The sequence below is a fragment of the Pseudomonas rhizoryzae genome (assembly GCF_005250615.1).
GTDB classification, from domain to species: domain Bacteria; phylum Pseudomonadota; class Gammaproteobacteria; order Pseudomonadales; family Pseudomonadaceae; genus Chryseomonas; species Chryseomonas rhizoryzae.
This window is the reverse complement of the sequence record NZ_SULM01000045.1, coordinates 1-1,195: the sequence shown is the minus strand read 5'-3', so window position 1 is coordinate 1,195 and position 1,195 is coordinate 1. Positions and strand designations below refer to the sequence as shown.

Below are 1,195 nucleotides of genomic sequence, written 5' to 3'. Positions count from 1 at the left end.
CTAGTGTGGTGTTTCATAAATAAGGCTCATATATTGATGGTCTAAGCTTGTGGAGATTCAGTGTTCCGACACAGGAGTCAGCTATGAGAACAGGTCGTCCTGCCGCCCCCATCGTGCTCGATGAAGCAGAACAAAGAGAGCTGCTACGCCGTACACGACAACGCAAGGCTCCCGCCGAGTCGCGTCTGCGTGCTGAAATCATCCTCGCCTGTGCCCAAGGTGAGCCGGGAACGGCCATTGCTAAGCGTCTGGGAATCGGTGTCCATACGGTTTCGCGCTGGCGGATCCGCTTCAGTCAGTGGCGCCTCGACGGTTTGAACGACGAGCGCCGCCCCGGTCGCCCTCGGACGATCACCGACCAGCAAGTGCAAGCGGTCGTCGACCAGGTGCTACAGACCAAGCCTGAGGACGCTAGTCACTGGAGCACCCGGCGTATGAGCCAAGCCACTGGCCTTTCCCCCGCCAGCGTGATGCGCATCTGGCATGCCTTTGGTCTCAAGCCTCATCGCGAGAAGACCTTTAAGCTATCGACGGATCCGGCCTTCGTCGACAAGGTTCACGACATCGTCGGCCTGTATCTGAACCCGCCCGATCGGGCACTGGTACTGTGCGTCGATGAGAAAAGCCAAATCCAGGCGCTTAACCGCACACAGCCTAGCTTGCCCTTGGCTCCCGGTTATCCTGTAACCCGTACCCATGACTACCAGCGCCATGGCACGACCTCGTTATTCGCGGCCTTGGATATGGCGACCGGCGAAGTGATCGGCCAATTGAAGCGGCGGCACCGCAGTACCGAATTCCTGGCGTTTCTCAAAGAGATCGAGGCCCGGGTGCCGCAGGACGTGCCGGTGCATCTGATCATGGACAACTACGCCACGCACAAGACCGACAAGATCAAGGCCTGGCTCGCCGCTCACCCTCGTTACCAGGTGCACTTCACGCCCACCTCCGCGTCTTGGCTGAATCTGGTGGAGCGCTTCTTCTCGGCCTTGAGCGAGAAATGGATCAAACGCCAAGCCCATACCAGCGTGCAGGATTTGGAAGAGTCGATCAGGCATTATCTCGATACCCATAACGCCAATCCTCGCCCTTTTCGCTGGTACAAAAAGGCTGAAGACATCCTGGCAAGCGTAGCCCGGGCAGCTCAGGCCATGACCCGCAACTTATGATCGATATTTCTGAAACACCACACTAG

General features: G+C 58.0%; 1 protein-coding gene. It reads left to right on the top strand.

The annotated features are described in order from the left end of the window. The first annotated feature begins 83 nt into the window (after positions 1–83). Positions 84–1,169: an IS630 family transposase gene (locus FAZ11_RS24635; RefSeq protein WP_058779285.1), complete on the top strand. Its 1,086-nt coding sequence runs from the start codon at positions 84–86 to the stop codon at positions 1,167–1,169. The last annotated feature ends 26 nt before the right edge of the window (positions 1,170–1,195 follow it).

Coding starts and splice junctions, on each gene's coding strand:
- FAZ11_RS24635 (WP_058779285.1), top strand. CDS start 84: ATGAGAACAGGTCGTCCTGCCGCCCCCATCGTGCTCGATGAAGCAGAA.